Genomic DNA, 17,306 nt, shown 5'->3' with positions numbered 1-17,306 from the left:
GTCAGCGATAGCTGGGGTCGTGCTCTTCGCGGTGACTCGTCACCGTGAAGCGGACGACACGCTCCAGATCGATCTGCAATCCCATCCGGTCGACCGGGACCGCCTGCAGGGTGGTGCCGTTGCGGACCAGATAACGGCCGTCCGGATAGTCCATGACGTGGAATCCGCGTGACGGCGCGGGCCGGTTGTCCCACGCCGGCCCCGCGTAGGCCGCGACATGGACGACCAGGTCACGGGGGCGTTCGAAGAATCGTTTCGCGCGCACCAGCGACGATCGCGCGGCGCCGTCGTGGTCGAGCCGGTACACGCCGCCGTCCTCGGCCTCCAGATCGAAGCGGGAGATCTCCAGTCCGGGACCGCGCCCGCGCGGCGCGTTCGGCAACAACGTCACGATGCGATGCGACAGTCGGTGGGCATCGAACATCGTCATCCGCACGGTGCCGCCCCGATACGGCGACCCGGTCGGTTCCTGCTCCAGCAGTACCGCGTGCTGGTAGTGCAGCGCCGCGTGCACCCGCAGCCGGTCGCCGTTCACCGCACCCGCGACCTCGACCCTGGCCTCCGGCTCGGCCAGCACCCGCAGTGCTCCGTACAGTTCCTCGTCGAGAATTCGATGCAGACCTCTGGCTTCCGATTTCCAGGCCTCGTCGTGCTCCGCGACCGTCTCGAAAGTCGAGCGATATTGCAACGGATAGGGCAGAACGTCCCTGTCCGCGGCACGCCACAACACTTTGAAGGCCAACGGGGAGAAGACCCATTCCCGTGGTCTCATTCGCCGATCACCGGCGGCACCGTTCTCGCGCGGCTCGCCTCATCCAATCCCGTCAGTTCCTCACCGTGCTGCTGATTGACCAAATAATCCTTCGTCCGACGTTCTTTGTCATCCTCGCCCGTACCGCGCGGCGACATACCGCCCATCCCCGGTGTGCCCGCCGTTCCCGAACGACCGGCGCCGGAGCGCCCACCATTGTTGGCCGAAGACGCCGTCCCCGCTACCCCCGGAGTGCCGGAAACACCGCGTCCCGGCCCGGCGGTATTCGGTGAACCCGACCCGGCCGGTGTCCCCGGGATTCCCGGACCCGGCGACGCCGAATTCCCGCGTGCACCGTCCCCCGTTCGCATCGGATTCTGATCCGTGGACGACGTGGACGCGGCCGATGCCGGATTCGTGGACGCGGGGGTGGTCCCGGACGGATCCGTCGCCATCCGGTCCCCGGCGGACTGCTGCTCGCCGTTCGAGGGCGTGGAGGAATTCGGCGTGCCCTCCCCCGCCTTCGCGCCATCGGCCGGAGTGTCCTCGGCCGCACGTCCTCCGGTACCCGGGGACGGCTGCTCGCTCGTCGGGCGCGTCGAGGTCGGCTGGTCGGTTGAATCGTGGATCGGGTTGTACGGGGCGGGAACCAGGGGGACCTGGGTGTCGGCCTCGCGGACGGCGGGATAGAAAACGTTCCGTACGACGTTCACAGCCGCCTCGTGATACCCGTCGTCTCGGTGCTGATTCGACTTCCACGTCGATCCCGGCACCCAACCGGCGATATCGCTGGACCACGTGTGCTCCGGAGCCTCCTGCACATTGGGCTTGGTGATCTCCATACCCGACCGGAGGATCTTGACTTTCTCGGCCATCAATTGAATCGACCCCAGCAGTCCATTGGACTTGTCCACATAGTCCTCGACACCCCGCACCGCCGCCGCGCACGCGGCACCCTCCCATTTGCCGTCGCTGGCCTTCAAGATCGCCGGGGCGAAACCTTTCATGCCGTCGTCGAGCCTGTTCCGTATCGATTCCCATCGACTGTGCAGGTTCACGACGGATTCCACGTCCATGGCCTGCACCCGCTGGTATAGATCGTTCATTCTGTCGGGGTCTTCGAACGCGGCGGCAGGCACTTTCGAGCCCTGGTACTGCACATCGATGCCATTCGCGATGTCCTGGATGCGATTACGCGCGATCTGCGCTTCGGGACTCTCGTCCTGCGATCGATCGGGAGGGCCGTTCTTGCCCTGCTCCATCAGGACCGCCGCGATGGCCACCATGAAAGGCAAACCCATGACTCTTCCCCGTTCAGCTCGACTGGTTCGTCTGGGCGTCAGCGTTCGCCTGGTCCTGGGCATCGATACGATCCACCGAGATCTGGATCGTATCCCGTATCAATGCCACGACCTCGATATGCTCGCGCAGAGCACCGTCGACGTCCCCCTCGCCGCCTATGGCTTTCGCGCCCAACATCTTTGCCAGTTCATCCGCGCAATCGAACCTGCCGAACCCACCGAGATTCGTCATATAGGTGAGGGTGTCCCGTAATTCCTCGTAAAGGCGGATCTGCCGGTCGCACGCGTCACGACATTCTCGCGCCACCGCTTGATCCAGGTACAGCCGTCCCGCCTTGGCCTCTTCCGCCAAGTACTGCCATCTGCTCTTGTCGTCACCCATTGCCACGAGCAACCCCCTATTCCGGAAACGTCGGCACTACTTGCGATCCGACCGTCGCGACTCGATCACAAGGCGCCACGACGTTCTTCGACGAACTTCTGTTTCGCAACAGGATCTGCACCGCCCCCTGATCCGCGGGCACGATCAGACCGCACACCTCATCGAACCTGTCGGAGGCCAGTCGGTGTTCGACTGCCGATCGCCCTGCGACCGAAACGTTCCGGAGCTGCGTGTTATCCGGCTTGTTCTCGAACTCGTCGACGCTGTGGTTCGTCGAGAAGATTCCTATCGAGAAATCGTCGTTGTTCCACGTACAGATCTTGAAGCCCGGCTCCTCGATCCCCCCTACTCCCGATTTCTCGGTAGCCGGATCCACACCGACCTTCAGCAACACCGCGTCCGGGATCGCGGTGCACGGATCCCACAGTGCGGCAGTGGCGGTCGACGTATCGGTCGATGTGCTCGGCGTCGCCTTTCCCGCACTGTCCGTCCCGCACCCGGCGACCAGTGACATCGCGCCCAGCACCGCCATCGCTGCCGTCGTCCGTCGTCCCACCGATGCCTCCCGTCCGGGCCCAACAATTGCCCACAGTGTAGGACGCGCGTCGGGGCCGACCGGTTCCCTCGGCCAGGTGACGATCGGCCGCACTGCTGCTCGGGGGGCGAAACGGTGCGCGTAGGCTCGTTAGGTGAAGCAACTATCCGTCGGTGTCGTAGCAACATCCCGCAAGGACGACGAGCACCGGCTGGCGATCCACCCGGCGCATCTGGACCGGATCGACCCGGGGCTTCGCGAGCGCATCTACCTCGAGCACGGGTACGGCGATCGGTTCGGTTATTCCGACGAACGTCTCGCGCCGCTGGTCGCGGGCCATCGCACCCGCGAACAGCTGTTCGCCGAATGCGACATCGTGCTGTTGCCCAAGCCGCTGGCCGAGGATCTGGAGAACCTCCGCCCGGGGCAGGTCGTCTGGGGGTGGCCGCATTGCGTGCAGGACGAGCGGATGACGCAACTGGCCGTCGACCGCGGGCTGACCCTGATCGCCTGGGAGGCGATGAATCATTGGACGAAGGAAGGTAATTTCAGCGTCCACGTCTTCCACAAGAACAACGAACTCGCCGGCTACTGCTCGGTTCTGCACGCGCTCCAGCTGCGGGGGTCCAGCGGAGACTACGGGCGGCGGATGCGCGCGGCGGTCATCAGTTTCGGCGCCACCGCGCGCGGCGCGGTGCGCGCGCTGTCGGCGCTCGGCATCAGTGACGTGACGGTTCTGACGCAACGCAGTGTCTCGGCGGTGGCCTCACCGTTCGCGTCGGTGCGGATGCAGCATTTCGTGCGCGACCCGGCCAATCCGACTCGGATTCTGGCGTTGAAGGAACCGGAACCGGGGCCGCTGGCGGAGATGCTCGCGAATTACGACGTCGTCGTGAACTGCATCCTCCAGGACACCGATGAGCCGTTGATGTTCGTGATGAACGAGGATCTGCACCTGTTTCCGCGCGGGACATTGTTCATCGATGTCTCCTGCGACAGCGGCATGGGCTTCGAATGGGCGCGACCGACCTCGTTCGCGGAACCGATGTTCGACGTGGGCGAGGGCCTGCACTATTACGGCGTCGATCACAGTCCCTCGTACCTGTGGAATTCCGCCACCTGGGAGAATTCCGAGGCGCTGCTGGAATTCCTGCCGATCGTCATGGCGGGCCCCGACGCCTGGGACGGCAACGAAACCGTGCGTCGCGCGATCGAGATCCGCGAGGGCCGGGTCCAGAACCTGCGGATTCTGTCCTTCCAGGGCCGTGCGGCGGCGCACCCGTACGCGATCGTCTGACAAGTGGTTCGGCGGCGCGGGCCGACGCCGCCGAACCGGTCGTTCAGAACAGGAAGTAGCGCTGTGCCATCGGCAGTTCGGTGGCGGGCTGTTCGGTCCAGACCTCGCCGTCGATGCGCACGGTGAAGGTGTCGGGGTCGACCTCGATGCGGGGCATGGCGTCGTTGCGCGGCATATCCGTTTTGGTGACGGCGCGAACGTTCTTGACCGGCACCAGTTTCCGGCGCACGTCGAGACGGTCGGCGAGCCCGTCGGCGATCGCCTGCTCGGAGACGAAATGCAGCGAGGTCGCGGCGGCGGCGGTGGGCGCGGCGCCGAACATGGGGCGCGGCAGGACGGGTTGGGGGGTGGGGATGGAGGCGTTGGCGTCGCCCATCGCGGCCCAGGCGATCATGCCGCCCTTGAGCACCGCGTGCGGGCGGACGCCGAAGAAGGCCGGTTCCCACAGCACCAGATCGGCGAGTTTGCCGACTTCGACCGAGCCGATCTCGTGATCGAGACCGTGCGCGACGGCCGGGCAGATCGTGTATTTGGCGACGTAGCGCTGCGCCCGGGCGTTGTCGGCCGCGCCGTCACCCGGCAGCGCGCCGCGACGACGTTTCATGACGTGGGCGGTCTGCCAGGTGCGCATGACGACCTCGCCGATCCGGCCCATGGCCTGAGAATCGCTGCCGATCATGGAGATCGCGCCCAGATCGTGCAGCAGATCCTCGGCGGCGATGGTGGAGGGACGGATTCGGCTCTCGGCGAAGGCCAGATCCTCCGGGATGGACGCGCTGAGGTGGTGGCACACCATCAACATGTCCAGGTGTTCGTCGAGGGTGTTGACCGTGTGCGGGCGGGTCGGGTTGGTCGAACTCGGCAGGACGTTGAGATGCGCGGCGACAGTGATGATGTCGGGTGCGTGGCCGCCGCCCGCGCCCTCGGTGTGGTAGGCGTGGATGCCGCGGTTGGCGATCGCGGCGAGGGTGTCCTCGACGAATCCGGCCTCGTTGAGGGTGTCCGAATGCAGGGCCACCTGCACGCCGGACGCCTCCGCCACGCGCAGGCACGCGTCGATGGCGGCGGGGGTGGAACCCCAGTCCTCGTGCAGTTTGAAACCCGATGCGCCGGCGCGCAATTGCTCCCACATGGCTTCTTCGCTGACCGTGTTGCCCTTGCCGAGCAGCACGATGTTCAGCGGCCAGTGGTCGGTGGCCTCCAGCATGCGGGCCAGATGCCAGGCGCCCGGGGTCACCGTGGTCGCCTTGGAACCCTCGGCCGGGCCGGTGCCGCCACCGATGAGGGTGGTGATGCCGCCGCCGAGCGCCTCGTCCATGAGCTGCGGGCAGATGAAGTGGACGTGGCAGTCGATCGCGCCCGCGGTGACGATGCGACCGTTGCCCGCGATGATCTCGGTGGAGGGTCCGACAACCAGATCCGGATGCACACCCGACATGGTGTCGGGGTTACCGGCCTTGCCGATGCCGCAGATGCGCCCGTCGCGAATTCCGAGGTCTGCCTTGATGATTCCCCAGTGATCGAGGATCACGACACCGGTGATGACCGTGTCCGCCGCGCCGTCGGCGCGGGTCGCGCGGGACTGGCCCATGGATTCGCGCAGTACCTTGCCGCCGCCGAAGACGGCTTCGTCACCGGCGAGTCCCGGTCCGCCGCTGCGATCTTCGGTGATCTCGATCAACAGATCGGTATCCGCCAGCCGGATCCGGTCCCCGGTGGTCGGCCCGAACAGCTCGGCGTACCGAGCCCGACTCAGCTCACTCATGCCCTGCCTTCCGAGATGCCGTGCCGCACAGAGACGACCGAGTAGTTCCGTGGCGGCCACCGCCGTGGCGGGTACGCGCGCTAGGCATCGAGGCGACCGGGCGGCGTAGGACCGATGCCGTGGACCTCGCGCAGGCCGCCCAGGGGTACCAGGCGGATCCGCTGCGCCAAGCCGGGTTCGAATCGCACGGCGGTGCCCGCCGGGATATCCAGGCGAAGGCCGTGCGCGGCGACACGATCGAAGGCCAGCGCGGCGTTGGCCTGCGGGAAATGCACGTGGCTGCCGACCTGCACCGGCCGGTCACCGGTGTTGACGACATCGAGTTCCACGCGAGGCGCGCCCGCGTTCAGCTCGATACTGCCCTCGGCGCAGAGGTATTCGCCCGGAATCATGCTCGCCCCTAGCCGATCGGATGGTGCACGGTGACGAGTTTGGTGCCGTCGGGGAAGGTCGCCTCGACCTGTACGTCGTGGATCATCTCGGGGACGCCTTCCATGACGTCCGCGCGGGCGAGCACCGCGCGGCCCGACGACATCAGTTCCGCGACAGAACGCCCGTCGCGCGCGCCCTCGAGCACATGATCGGTGATCAACGCGATCGCCTCGGGATGGTTCAGTTTGAGCCCGCGCGCCTGCCTGCGCCGTGCCAGCTCGGCCGCGTAGCTCAACAGCAGCCGTTCCTGCTCGTGCGGCGACAGTCGCATCCGGGCTCCTCACCGGTTCGGACGAAAGGGGTGGACGGTCATTTTGGCACGCCCGTTCCCAGGATGCGTACCGAGCGTCAGTCCGTCTTCGCCAGGTTCTGCAGTCGCACCTGGCCGCGTGCGACCACGCGCGACTGTTCATCGGTGATGACGACCTGCCAGAGCTGCTGGGTGCGTCCGCGGTGCACGGGGGTGGCCTCGCCGTAGAGCGTGCCCTCGCGGACCGCGCGCAGGAAGTCGGTGTTGTTGTTCACCCCGACCACGGTGCCGCGCTCGCCGAACCACACCCCGCCCGCGATGCTGGCCAGGGTCTCGATGACGGTGCAGTACACGCCGCCGTTCACGATCCCCGCCGGTTGGTGCAGATGCGGTTTCACGATCCACTCGCCGCGCACCTTGTCGGGGCCGATCTCGGTGTAGCGGAGTCCGACCACGTCGGCGAAACTGCCTTCGCTGGCCTTGGTCATGAACTCGGGCGTGACATCCGCGAGGGAGCTGATGCCCTGGTACTCCTGTTGCGTCATATATCCACCTTGGCATCCTCCCGCGAACCGCCCGCACACCGGGCTCGTCCGCGATCGGACCTCGGGGAACAGAGCGGCGGGCCTCCACCGGAGTGGAGGCCCGCCGCGGCAGTTGGATCGGGGGTCACCGCAGCCCTCGGGACTCTCGCTCGATCCTTACGCCACACCCAGTATAGGTCAGGCTTACCTAACTAAGCAAGTGCTTCGCCGGATCGGTAGGCCCCGATCCTCGAGCGCGGTCATCAGCCCCTGTCCGCGCCGCGCGCCCGCCACCGAATCGGCGCGCGCCAGATCCGGCACATAGGTCGCCGCACCGACGATGGATTCGCCCACCAGCGACCAGAACCGACGGGCATTGAGGCCGGAGCACCGGGCGAGCCCGTGCTGGACCAGCGACAGCGACGCGACACAGCGATGTGCCAGCCATACCGACATCGCCTGCTCGCAGGGCAGGACGACGACCCCCGGCTCACCGGCCCTGCAGTCACCGTCGATCACCCGGATCGTGGTGTCGGACAGACCCGCCCAATCGATGCCGCCGTCGTTGTCGTTGTGCACCCACAGGTTCTCGAGTCCCGGGTCCCATGCCGCGCCCTCGGCGACCAACAGCGCCGCGACCCGACCGACGATCGCGTGGATCAGCGCGGTGGCGACCACGTCGGCCGCGGTGTCGGCACTGATCATCTCGGCGGCGTGACGCCGGAACATGAGATCGATCCGGCCCTCCTGCAATCCGTCCGAGAGTTTCCACCACCGACGCTTGCCCTGCTCCGCCATCGCCGCGACGGCATAGACGCGAGGATGCTCGGGCTGGAGAGCGCGCAGCCGATTACAGGAGTGCCCGAACACCTGCTGGGTACGGCGGGCATTGCAGGCAGTCAAGGGCTCGATCATCGAACCTCCTCGGGGTCGGCCACATCATGGAGTCGTTTCAAAAGATAGGTTAGGCTTACCAGACCTAGCAACCCCGGGATCACCTTCGAGGCAGGATAAGTTTGTCGCCGTGACACCCATTGGCACCATGAGGCGGCGTCGCCTGATCGGACTCCTGGCACTGGCAGCGCTGCTGCTGCTCGCCGCCGTGGCGAGCGTCGCCATCGGCACGCGACTGCTGCCGCCGTCGACCGTGTTCGACGCCGTGCGCGACGGATTGACCTGCCCGGGCGGACCTTTCCAATGCCCCGCGGGCTCGACCGAAGCGGAAATCGTTCGCGGGCTCCGACTCCCGCGCACCGCGCTCGCGCTGGTCTGCGGACTCGCACTCGGCATCACCGGCGCGCTGATCCAGGGCTACACCCGCAATCCGCTCTCCGACGCGGGCCTGCTCGGATTGAACTCCGGCGCCGCGTTTCTCGCGGCGTTGAGCATGCACCTGTTCGCGTTCACCGCCCCCGAGCAGTACATCTGGTTCGCCTTCGCCGGGGCGCTGATCGCGGGCGTCGTGGTGTTCTCCTCGGCCTCCATCGGCGGCGGCAAGGCCAGTCCGTTGAGTCTGGTGCTGGCGGGCGCCGCGGTGGCCGCGTTCCTCCAGGCCATGACCAACGCGGTGGTGCTCATGGACGCGGCGGCCCTGGACACCTACCGCTTCTGGGTGGTCGGCAGCGTCGCGGGCCGCGATGCCGAGGTGTTCTGGCAGGTACTGCCGTTCCTGGTGGTCGGGGTTCTGCTCGCCGTCGCGGCCGGGCCCGGTCTGAACCTGCTCAGTCTCGGCGACGACGTGGCCCGCGGACTCGGCGTCGACATCGGCCGCAGCCGTGCCCTCGGGTTGGCCGCGATCGTCCTGCTGTGCGGCGCCGCGACGGCCGCGATCGGTCCCATCGCCTTCCTGGGCCTCGTGGTACCGCACCTGGCACGCGGAATCAGCGGACCCGACTATCGATGGCTGATTCCGTACTCGGGTCTGTTCGGCGCGCTCCTGTTGACGAGCGCCGATATCGTCGGACGTGTCGTCGCACGGCCGGGTGAACTCGAGGTCGGCATCATGCTCGCGGTGGTGGGTGCTCCGTTCTTCATCGCCTTCGTCCGCCGCCGGAAGCTGGCGAGCCTGTGATCACGATCGACGTCACAGCGACCGCGCGGAGTGAGAGGGGGGTGCGTTCGTGACAACCACCGCACGAACAGAGGCCGCGCCGTTGCGCAAGGCCAGACCCGCGCTGCGGATCGGACCGATATCGCTGGTGCTACGCCCGACCATGGTCCTCATCACCGTCGCGCTCGCCGTACTGGTCTTCGTACTCTTCTGTGTCGACATCACCACGGGTGACTCGCATATCCCGCTCGGACGCGTACTCGACGTACTGTCCGGCGGCGGCACCCGCTCGCAGCGCTTCATCATCCTCGAGTCGCGGATGCCGCGCGCCATGACCGCGGTGGTGGTCGGCGCCGCCCTCGGCCTGGCGGGCGCGATCACCCAGTCGATACTGCACAACCCGCTCGCCAGTCCCGACATGCTGGGCATCACCTCGGGCGCGAGTCTGGGCGCGGTCGCCATCATCGGCACCGGCGGGGTGTCGGGATTCGCCGCGAGCGTCGGCGTATCGCTGGCCGCGCTGCTGGGCGGTTTGCTCACCGCGCTGGCGATCTACGTATTGGCGTGGGGACGTTCGGCTTCCGGTGAATCCGGCGCGACCGGACTGCGCCTGGTCCTGATCGGCATCGGCGTCAACGCGCTACTCGTCGCCGGGATCAACTGGGTGATCACCCGGGCCTCGCTCACCGACGCGTCGCGGGCGCAGATGTGGCTCAACGGTTCCCTGAACAGCGCCGACCGCGACGGACTGCTCCCGGCGGCCATCGCGCTCGCGGTCGTCCTCACGGTGGCGACCATGTCGGCGCGCACCCTGGCCGCACTGCGACTCGGCCCGGAGACCACCCGGGTCCTCGGCGTGCGGATCCAGTCCCAGCAGGCCCTGCTGCTCGGCGCGTCCGTGGTCGCGGCCTCGATGGCCACCGCGGCGGCGGGTCCGATCGTGTTCGTCGCGCTGGCGGCGCCGCAGATCGCGCGCCGGGTGCTGCGCACGCCCGGCGAACCGATGATCGGTTCGGCACTGTTCGGCGCGCTCCTCGTGGTCGGTTCGGATATCGCCTCGCGCACGGTGTTCCCGGCGGATGTCCCGGTGGGCATCGTCACCGCCGCCGTCGGCGGTCCGTTCCTGCTCTACCTGCTCGTGCGTATGAATCGGAAGGCGACCCTGTCATGACCACCGCACCCGAATCGGCCGCGCCAAGACTCGTCGCCGACGACATCACCCTCGGCTACGGCGACCGCGTCATCATCGACGGGCTGAGCCTGGAAATCGCCTCCGGCGTCGTCACCACCGTGATCGGCCCGAACGGCTGCGGCAAATCCACCCTGCTGCGCTCGCTCGGCCGACTGCTCCGGCCCCGCGAGGGCCGGGTGGTGCTCGACGGCAAGGCCATCTCCACGATGAAGACCAAGGATGTGGCACAGGTGATCGGCATGCTGCCGCAGACACCGGTCGCGCCGGAGGGTTTGACGGTCGCCGATCTGGTCGCGCGCGGCAGACATCCGCATCAGACCTGGTTCCGGCAGTGGTCCTCGGGCGACGAGGCCGAGGTGATGACCGCGCTCGAGCAGACCGGGATCGCCGATCTCGCCGATCGCCCCCTCGGCGAACTCTCCGGCGGTCAGCGTCAGCGCGCCTGGATCTCGATGGCGCTGGCGCAGGGCACCGACATCCTGCTGCTCGACGAGCCGACGACCTACCTGGATCTCGCGCATTCGCTGGAAGTGCTGGATCTGGTCGATCAATTGCACGACGACATGGGCCGCACCGTGGTGATGGTGCTGCACGACCTGAATCTGGCGATCCGCTACAGCGACCGGTTGGTCGTCATGCACGCCGGACGGGTGGTCGCCCAGGGTGCGCCCTCGGAGATCATCGACGCCGAATTGCTGTGGGAAGTCTTCGGATTACGGGCGTCGATGCTGGAGGATCCGGTCTCGGGTAGACCCATGATCGTTCCGATCGGAGCCAGACACGTGCTCGAGTCGGGCCGACCTTTCTGACCGTTCCTCCCCGGACTATGACCAATACCACACAGCTACCGGACAGTTACGACAAGGTGTAGTACGCAATTGCGTCGTTGGGTCCGTAAACTCAGGGGATGGCAGGTCTTGGTGAACTCGAGAAAGCGGTCATGGACCAGTTGTGGTCCAGCGACGAACCGCAGACGGTCCGGCAGGTGCACGAGGCCTTGGCCGCGCGTCGTGAGCTCGCCTACACGACGGTGATGACGGTGTTGCAGCGGCTCGCGAAGAAGAATCTGGTGGTGCAACGGCGTGACGATCGCGCGCACCGCTACGCACCCGTGCACACCCGCGACGAATTGGTGGCGAGTCTGATGGTCGACGCGCTGCAACAGGCAGACGCGGCGGGCAGTCGTGCCGCCGCGCTGGTGCATTTCGTGGAGCAGGTCGGCCCGGACGAGGCCGATGCGTTGCGCGAGGCACTCGCTAAGCTCGAAGCAACCGAAGGTTCCTGATACCGTCGGCGCGACGTTCACAACGCGGTGGACGTCCTGGCCCCACAACGCAGTGAGCTGAGTCGATGAACGCAACCGCGCCGGTTTTCGCCGGTCTCGCCTTGCTTCTCGCGGGGCCTGCTCCAGCGCTGCTCAGCCGAGCGAAATGGCCGTACCGCACACCACGTGCGGCTCTGGTTCTGTGGCAGGCCATCGCGCTCGCCGCCGTGCTCAGCGCCTTCGGCTCCGGCCTGGCGATCGCGGCGGAACTTCTCGTCCCGGGTCCCGACGGCCGACCGACCACCTCACCGACGCGCGAGATCGACGCGCTCGGACTCCCCCTGTGGCTCGCCTATGTCTTCGTCTTCGCCCTCACCCTGCTGGTCGGCGCGCGGCTGATCTTCTCGGTCGTCCGGGTCGGCGTCCACACCCGCCGCAGACGCGCTCATCACCGCATGCTGGTCGACCTGCTCGACCAGAGCGGACCGTATCGCCGCGCGGCCGATATCCGCGTGCTGGCCGCGACCGAACCCATCGCCTACTGCCTGCCGGGCCTGCGCCAGCGCGTCGTCCTGAGCGAGGGCACGCTCACGAATCTCGACGACGCCGAAGTCACCGCGATCGTGAGTCACGAACGTTCCCATCTGCGGGCGCGGCACGATCTCGTGCTGGAGGCGTTCACCGCGGTGCACGAGGCGTTTCCCGTCGTCGTGCGTAGCCGGGCGGCGCTCGGCTCGGTGAAATTACTCATAGAACTGCTCGCCGACGATTCGGCGGTCAAGGTCACCGGACCGGCGCCGCTGGCCCGCGCTCTGGTCGCCTGCGCCAAGTCGACCGCACCGCAGGGCGCGCTCGCGGCGGGCGGTCCGACCACCCTCATCCGTATCCAGCGGCTCGGGGGCCGAATCGGCGATCTGCGCGTCGCCGCGGCCGCGTATCTAGGGTCGGTGGCCATCCTGGTAGTTCCCACTCAGGCTGTCGCGGTACCCTGGTTGGTCGAACTCAGTCGGCTTTTCCACGGCTGACTTCGCGGCCGGGTCGTCCGGCCGAACATTTTCGCGACACGAGTGCCCACAGTGGCGCACCGTGCGGTGGGCACGGTGTCCACCACTCCGGACCCAGCGCCGACTATCGCGCTGCTCACGAAAGGCACCCGTTGACCTCCTCTCCCCCTGCCGCCTCGGCATCCGCCGTGACCTTCGCGGACTTGGGCCTCCCCGCCGTGCTCGTGCAGGCACTGCACCGCAGCGGCATCGAGGCCCCGTTCCCGATCCAGGCCGCGACCGTGCCCGATGCGCTCGCGGGCAAGGACGTCCTCGGACGCGGTCCGACCGGCTCCGGCAAGACCCTGGCTTTCGGACTTCCGATGCTGACCACGCTGGCGGGCGGATCCAGCGCCCCGCGTCGTCCGCGCGGCCTGGTCCTGGTGCCGACGCGTGAACTCGCCGCCCAGATCGAGAAGGCGCTGGACGAACCGGCGCTCGCACTCGGGCTACGGGTGGCCTCCGTCGTCGGCGGCGCGCCGATCAAACGCCAGGCCGACCGTCTCGCGCGCGGCGTCGATCTTTTGATCGCCACCCCGGGCCGACTGGAGGATCTGATCGCACAGCGGTGCGCGGATCTGTCGGACGTGCGTATCACCGCACTGGACGAGGCCGACCACATGGCCGACATGGGCTTCCTGCCCCAGGTCACCAAACTGCTCGACCGGACGCCCAAAGACGGTCAGCGCCTGCTGTTCTCGGCCACGCTCGACGGCGAGGTCGACAAACTGGTCAAGCGCTACCTGCGTTCGCCGGTCACCCATTCCACCGCGCCGCCGTCGGCGTCGGTGTCGACCATGTCGCACCACCTGCTCTACGTGCGCGACAAATTCGACAAGCGCGCCGTCGTCGCGGAGATCGCCGCGCGCGAGGGCCTGACGATCATGTTCGTCCGCACCAAACACGGCGCGGACCGGCTGGCCAAGCAGTTGCGCGGCGTCGGGATCGCCACGGGCGCACTGCACGGCGGCAAGGCCCAGAACAACCGCACCAGGACCCTGGCCGCCTTCGCCGACGGCAGCACTCCCGTGCTCGTGACCACCGATGTGGCCGCGCGCGGCATCCACGTCGACGGCATCTCGCTGGTCGTGCACGTCGATCCGCCCGCCGAATCGAAGGCGTACCTGCATCGCGCGGGCCGTACCGCCCGTGCCGGTGAGGACGGTGTCGTCGTCACGCTGGTCTCGGCCGAGGAGCGCGCCGAGGTCGAGAAGATGACCAGGAAGGCGGGCGTCGACATCGTCGGTGTCGACGTGCGGCCGGGCGACCGGAAACTGGCGCAGATCACCGGGGCGCGCACGCCCTCCGGTATCGCGCTGGTCGCGCCCGCTCCTCCGCAGCAGCCCGCCCGTCAGGGCGCCGCCACCAAACGGCGTTCGTCCGGCACCGGTCGGCGCGGTGGTTCCGCGGCCGCCGATATCGACGATCCGAGCGGCGGCTGGTCGCCCGAGGGCACACCGGACGCTTCCGGCCGTGGCGGGCGACGACCGTCGCAGGGACGATCCGGCGCTCGCGGCGCGGGCGCGGGTTCGCGTCGCGGCGGCGACGGCGGTGCGCGGACGGGCGGACGTGACTCCGGTTCGGCCCAGCGCTCGACCGGTCATGCCGACGCGCGCGCCACCCGATCCAACGGTGTCCGCGGCGAAGGCTCGGCCCCGTCTTCGAGTCGGGCCGCCGCCACGGCAACCGCGGGGCGGGGCTCGGGCGCGGCCTCCGGACATTCGGCGGGCGCGGCGCACGCGGCCCGCCCGACCCGCTCCGACACACCCGGCCAGGGACGCCGACGCGCCGGACGTCCGCAGGGTTCGGCGGCACAGGGCAATCGACGGGCGAACTAGCTCGCGAGGAGAACCACCGGTACGGCACCGACCTCGATCGGCGCACGCCGTGGTCCGATATCCGGATCGACCGCGTACCGGTGGGTGAGGATTCGCGGCGCGTCCGACGGGACGACGCGCCGCGAGACGCCTTCAGCCGACGATCGCCGCCGACGGGGCACACTGAGCGGCGTGTCGCATCATCCGCTCGGTGCCGTGGTCTGCGCGTTGGTCGCGGCCGCCCTGTTCGCGGTGGCGGCCGTGGCGCAGCAACGCGCGGCGGCCGCTGTTCCCGAGGGATCGGGCCTGATCCGGGCGCTGATGCGCAATCCACGGTGGTGGGCCGCGATCGTCGGGGATGTGGGCGGATACGCGATGCAGGTCGTCGCGTTGGCACTGGGTTCGGTCCTGCTCGTACAGCCGTTGCTGGTCAGCATGCTCGTGTTCGCCCTGCCGCTGTCGGCCCGGTTGAACGGACGCCGGATCACCGGACGCACCTGGGCCACCGCTCTGGCGTTGACGGCGGCGCTCGCGGTCTTCCTGCTCGTCGGTGATCCGACCGAGGGCAATTCCACCGCGCCGCTGCGTGATTGGAGTGTCACGTTGATCGTGGTGCTCTGCGCGATCGGCGGCGCCGTCGCGATCGGGACGGGAAGTTCCGATCCGGGGCGGCGCGCGATGCTGTTCGGCGCGGCGGGTGGGGCGCTGTTCGGTGTGGCCGCCGCGCTGACCACCGGTGTCACCGATCTGGCCGATCAGGGCCTCGGTCCGATGCTGTCGAGTTGGCAACTGTGGGCGCTGGTCGCGGCCGGGACCGCGGGCATCTATCTCCAGCAGCGCGCGTATCAGGTGGGACCGCTCGCGGCGTCCCTTCCCGCGGTCACCATCGCCGAACCGATGGTCGCCGCGCTCATCGGCGCGACGGTGCTCGACGAACGTCTCCGTACCAACACCTTCGGGCTCGTCGTCGTGGCCGTGTCGGTAGTCGTCATGTGCGCCACCACGATTCGGCTGTCCCGCGTGCAGGCCGAGGTCTGAGCGCCACCCGGATGTGATCTATCTCCCGAATCGAACGCCGGAGAATCGCGCGTCGGCATCGGCGGCCGGTTAGTATCGTTCAAGTGCAGTTTCTCCCCGGGCATCAGCCGCCGTACGACCTGACCTACGACGACATCTTCCTGGTTCCGAATCGGACCGATGTCGCGTCCCGGTTCGATGTGGATCTGTCGACCACCGACGGGTCGGGAACCACCATCCCGATCGTCGTGGCCAATATGACGGCGGTCGCCGGTCGCAGAATGGCGGAGACCGTCGCCCGCCGTGGCGGCATCGTCGTCCTGCCGCAGGATCTGCCGATCAGCGCCGCGTCGGACACCATCGCCTTCGTGAAGAGCCGCTCGCTCACCGCCGACACCCCCGTCACGCTCGATCCGGAACGCTCGGTGTCCGAGGCCGTCGCGCTGATGCACAAGCGCGCGCACGGCGCGGTGGTCGTCGTCGAGGCGGGTAGGCCGGTCGGCGTCGTCACCGAGAGTTCGTGCGCCGATGTGGACCGCTTCGCGCGGCTGCGCGATGTCGCCGTCACCGATTTCGTCCAGGCCCCGGCATCGCTGTCCCCGCGCGAGATCTTCGACCTGCTCGACGCCGCGCACGCCGACCTCGCGGTGCTCACCGGCGCGGACGGCACGCTGACCGGCGTCATGACGCGCACCGGGGCCATTCGCGCCGGGATCTACCAGCCCAATATCGATCAGCGTGAGCAGTTGCGGATCGCCGCCGCGGTCGGCATCAACGGAGATATCGCGGCCAAATCGAAATCCCTGGTCGACGCCGGCGCCGACCTACTCGTCATCGATACCGCGCACGGTCACCAGACCAAGATGCTCGAGGCATTGCGGGCCGTCTCCGATCTGGGGCTCGGGGTACCGCTGGCAGCAGGCAACGTAGTGTCGGCGCAGGGCACCCGCGATCTGGCCGAGGCGGGCGCGACCATCATCAAGGTCGGTGTCGGTCCCGGCGCCATGTGCACCACCCGCATGATGACCGGTGTCGGTCGCCCGCAGTTCTCCGCGGTCGCCGAATGCGCGAGCGCGGCGAAGGAACTCGGCGTGAGCATCTGGGCCGACGGCGGCGTGCGCCATCCGCGCGACGTTGCCCTGGCCCTGGCCGCGGGCGCGGCCAACGTGATGATCGGCTCCTGGTTCGCGGGCACCTACGAATCACCGGGCGATCTGCGTGTCGACCGGGACGGCAATGCCTACAAGGAGAGTTTCGGGATGGCGTCCAAACGCGCCGTCGCCGCACGCACCGCGACCGACAGCGGCTTCGACCGCGCGCGCAAGGCACTGTTCGAGGAGGGCATCTCCAGTTCCAGGATGCGGCTCGATCCCGAGCGCCCCGGTGTCGAAGATCTCATCGATCACATCTGCTCCGGCGTGCGCAGCGCCTGCACCTACGCGGGCGCCCGCAGCCTCGCGGAATTGCACGACAAGGCCGTGCTCGGCGTGCAGTCGGCGGCCGGTTTCGCGGAGGGGCGCCCACTGCCGAGCGGTTGGTAGAACGACACGCGGCAGTGGACACACAACACCGGCCCACACGTCACGACGAGTGGGCCGGTAACATGGTGCCGGTAACATGGTGATTGCCGGTCTCTCCGGCAACGGAACTCCCGCATGCCGAAAGGAACAAGTTGTCACCCGCGTC

General features: G+C 68.1%; 17 protein-coding genes and 1 pseudogene. 9 read left to right on the top strand and 9 right to left on the bottom strand.

Going from position 1 to position 17,306, the window contains the following annotated elements; all coding sequences use genetic code 11:
* Window position 1: 1 nt before the first annotated feature.
* From DAT37_RS09455 to DAT37_RS09440, 4 genes are read right to left on the bottom strand one after another with little or no spacing between them, the layout of a single operon-like run.
* Window positions 2-772, bottom strand: a complete 771-nt coding sequence (locus DAT37_RS09455) for an ESX secretion-associated protein EspG (RefSeq protein WP_109524311.1) — start codon at window positions 770-772, stop codon at window positions 2-4.
* On the bottom strand, window positions 769-2,052 hold the full coding sequence (locus DAT37_RS09450) for a hypothetical protein (RefSeq protein WP_109524310.1): 1,284 nt from the start codon (window positions 2,050-2,052) through the stop codon (window positions 769-771). Before DAT37_RS09450 ends, DAT37_RS09455 begins: the two co-directional genes overlap by 4 nt.
* A gap of 13 nt (window positions 2,053-2,065) precedes the next feature.
* A complete protein-coding gene (locus tag DAT37_RS09445; RefSeq protein ID WP_109524309.1) occupies window positions 2,066-2,434 on the bottom strand; it encodes a hypothetical protein in 369 nt (122 codons plus the stop codon).
* Window positions 2,435-2,450: 16 nt separating this feature from the next.
* Window positions 2,451-2,966 carry a DUF3558 domain-containing protein gene (locus tag DAT37_RS09440; RefSeq protein WP_109524308.1) on the bottom strand — a complete coding sequence of 172 codons (516 nt, stop codon included), beginning with the start codon at window positions 2,964-2,966 and terminating at the stop codon, window positions 2,451-2,453.
* Between the two features lie 157 nt (window positions 2,967-3,123).
* Here DAT37_RS09440 and DAT37_RS09435 point away from each other — a divergent pair, with 157 nt between their 5' ends.
* The gene (locus DAT37_RS09435) at window positions 3,124-4,266 is read left to right on the top strand and encodes a N(5)-(carboxyethyl)ornithine synthase (RefSeq protein ID WP_109524307.1); all 1,143 of its coding nucleotides are present in this window, start codon (window positions 3,124-3,126) and stop codon (window positions 4,264-4,266) included.
* A 43-nt stretch (window positions 4,267-4,309) separates the two neighbouring features.
* Here DAT37_RS09435 and DAT37_RS09430 read toward each other — a convergent pair whose 3' ends face one another.
* From DAT37_RS09430 to DAT37_RS09410, 5 genes are all read right to left on the bottom strand, one after another.
* A complete protein-coding gene (locus tag DAT37_RS09430; protein WP_109524514.1) occupies window positions 4,310-6,031 on the bottom strand; it encodes an urease subunit alpha in 1,722 nt (573 codons plus the stop codon).
* Between the two features lie 80 nt (window positions 6,032-6,111).
* Entirely contained in the window at window positions 6,112-6,423 is a 312-nt protein-coding gene (locus DAT37_RS09425; protein WP_109524306.1) for an urease subunit beta, read from the bottom strand.
* 8 nt (window positions 6,424-6,431) lie between these two features.
* Window positions 6,432-6,734, bottom strand: a complete 303-nt coding sequence (locus tag DAT37_RS09420) for an urease subunit gamma (RefSeq protein WP_109524305.1) — start codon at window positions 6,732-6,734, stop codon at window positions 6,432-6,434.
* A gap of 77 nt (window positions 6,735-6,811) precedes the next feature.
* On the bottom strand, window positions 6,812-7,201 hold the full coding sequence (locus DAT37_RS09415; protein ID WP_232839646.1) for a PaaI family thioesterase: 390 nt from the start codon (window positions 7,199-7,201) through the stop codon (window positions 6,812-6,814).
* 240 nt (window positions 7,202-7,441) lie between these two features.
* Window positions 7,442-8,152: a hypothetical protein gene (locus DAT37_RS09410; protein ID WP_109524303.1), complete on the bottom strand. Its 711-nt coding sequence runs from the start codon at window positions 8,150-8,152 to the stop codon at window positions 7,442-7,444.
* Window positions 8,153-8,261: 109 nt separating this feature from the next.
* On the opposite strand from DAT37_RS09410, the gene DAT37_RS09405 reads away from it, so the two are divergent.
* From DAT37_RS09405 to DAT37_RS09370, 8 genes and pseudogenes are all read left to right on the top strand, one after another.
* Window positions 8,262-9,308, top strand: a complete 1,047-nt coding sequence (locus DAT37_RS09405; protein WP_232839608.1) for a FecCD family ABC transporter permease — start codon at window positions 8,262-8,264, stop codon at window positions 9,306-9,308.
* 49 nt (window positions 9,309-9,357) lie between these two features.
* Window positions 9,358-10,458: a FecCD family ABC transporter permease gene (locus DAT37_RS09400; protein ID WP_408637383.1), complete on the top strand. Its 1,101-nt coding sequence runs from the start codon at window positions 9,358-9,360 to the stop codon at window positions 10,456-10,458.
* Window positions 10,455-11,288: an ABC transporter ATP-binding protein gene (locus DAT37_RS09395; RefSeq protein WP_109524301.1), complete on the top strand. Its 834-nt coding sequence runs from the start codon at window positions 10,455-10,457 to the stop codon at window positions 11,286-11,288. The genes DAT37_RS09400 and DAT37_RS09395 overlap by 4 nt, the downstream gene beginning before the upstream one ends.
* Window positions 11,289-11,386: 98 nt before the next feature.
* A complete protein-coding gene (locus DAT37_RS09390) occupies window positions 11,387-11,764 on the top strand; it encodes a BlaI/MecI/CopY family transcriptional regulator (RefSeq protein ID WP_109524300.1) in 378 nt (125 codons plus the stop codon).
* Between the two features lie 65 nt (window positions 11,765-11,829).
* On the top strand, window positions 11,830-12,768 hold the full coding sequence (locus tag DAT37_RS09385) for a M56 family metallopeptidase (RefSeq protein WP_109524299.1): 939 nt from the start codon (window positions 11,830-11,832) through the stop codon (window positions 12,766-12,768).
* A gap of 167 nt (window positions 12,769-12,935) precedes the next feature.
* Window positions 12,936-14,312: pseudogene (locus DAT37_RS09380) on the top strand (DEAD/DEAH box helicase); the annotation flags it as partial.
* Window positions 14,313-14,795: 483 nt separating this feature from the next.
* Window positions 14,796-15,641, top strand: a complete 846-nt coding sequence (locus DAT37_RS09375) for a DMT family transporter (protein ID WP_109524297.1) — start codon at window positions 14,796-14,798, stop codon at window positions 15,639-15,641.
* Between the two features lie 83 nt (window positions 15,642-15,724).
* On the top strand, window positions 15,725-17,161 hold the full coding sequence (locus DAT37_RS09370) for a GuaB1 family IMP dehydrogenase-related protein (RefSeq protein ID WP_109524296.1): 1,437 nt from the start codon (window positions 15,725-15,727) through the stop codon (window positions 17,159-17,161).
* Window positions 17,162-17,306 lie beyond the last annotated feature (145 nt).

It is taken from the genome of Nocardia aurea, from assembly GCF_003123685.1.
In the GTDB taxonomy this organism is placed as follows: domain Bacteria; phylum Actinomycetota; class Actinomycetes; order Mycobacteriales; family Mycobacteriaceae; genus Nocardia; species Nocardia aurea.
This window is presented reverse-complemented; position numbering and strand designations above follow the sequence as displayed.

Bases quoted from the DNA above. Each gene is read 5' to 3' on its own strand.
- DAT37_RS09385 (WP_109524299.1), top strand. From the start codon at position 11,830: ATGAACGCAACCGCGCCGGTTTTCGCCGGTCTCGCCTTGCTTCTCGCG.
- DAT37_RS09430 (WP_109524514.1), bottom strand. From the start codon at position 6,031: ATGAGTGAGCTGAGTCGGGCTCGGTACGCCGAGCTGTTCGGGCCGACC.
- DAT37_RS09445 (WP_109524309.1), bottom strand. From the start codon at position 2,434: ATGGGTGACGACAAGAGCAGATGGCAGTACTTGGCGGAAGAGGCCAAG.
- DAT37_RS09450 (WP_109524310.1), bottom strand. From the start codon at position 2,052: ATGGGTTTGCCTTTCATGGTGGCCATCGCGGCGGTCCTGATGGAGCAG.
- DAT37_RS09410 (WP_109524303.1), bottom strand. From the start codon at position 8,152: ATGATCGAGCCCTTGACTGCCTGCAATGCCCGCCGTACCCAGCAGGTG.
- DAT37_RS09390 (WP_109524300.1), top strand. From the start codon at position 11,387: ATGGCAGGTCTTGGTGAACTCGAGAAAGCGGTCATGGACCAGTTGTGG.
- DAT37_RS09440 (WP_109524308.1), bottom strand. From the start codon at position 2,966: ATGGCGGTGCTGGGCGCGATGTCACTGGTCGCCGGGTGCGGGACGGAC.
- DAT37_RS09455 (WP_109524311.1), bottom strand. From the start codon at position 772: ATGAGACCACGGGAATGGGTCTTCTCCCCGTTGGCCTTCAAAGTGTTG.
- DAT37_RS09425 (WP_109524306.1), bottom strand. From the start codon at position 6,423: ATGATTCCGGGCGAATACCTCTGCGCCGAGGGCAGTATCGAGCTGAAC.
- DAT37_RS09395 (WP_109524301.1), top strand. From the start codon at position 10,455: ATGACCACCGCACCCGAATCGGCCGCGCCAAGACTCGTCGCCGACGAC.
- DAT37_RS09420 (WP_109524305.1), bottom strand. From the start codon at position 6,734: ATGCGACTGTCGCCGCACGAGCAGGAACGGCTGCTGTTGAGCTACGCG.
- DAT37_RS09415 (WP_232839646.1), bottom strand. From the start codon at position 7,201: ATGACCAAGGCCAGCGAAGGCAGTTTCGCCGACGTGGTCGGACTCCGC.